At 63.8% G+C, this 268-nt stretch carries 1 pseudogene; it reads right to left on the minus strand.

The annotated features are described in order from the left end of the window. Positions 1–199: pseudogene (locus SB764_RS40815) on the minus strand (urocanate hydratase); the annotation flags it as partial. Positions 200–268 lie beyond the last annotated feature (69 nt).

A 268-nucleotide genomic window follows, 5' to 3' on the forward strand; every position in this document is an offset into this window, starting at 1 on the left:
CCCAGTCACGCGCGGCGCGGCCAATGCCGCCATACACCACCAATTCCTTCGGGTTCTCGGCCACCTCCGGGTCGAGATTGTTCATCAGCATGCGCAGCGGCGCCTCGGTCAGCCAGCTCTTGGCCGTCAGCTGGTTGCCGCGCGGAGCGCGGATCTCGACATCGCGGTATCGGTTCGATTTTTCCAAGGCAGTCTCCATGATCCGGGGCCTGGCGCGTCGTGCATTGACGCGCGGCCTGTTGCCGGAATCATAGGATGCCTATGCTTG

Origin of the sequence: Paraburkholderia sp. SIMBA_027, from assembly GCF_046535315.1 — a bacterium.
GTDB lineage: Bacteria > Pseudomonadota > Gammaproteobacteria > Burkholderiales > Burkholderiaceae > Paraburkholderia > Paraburkholderia tropica.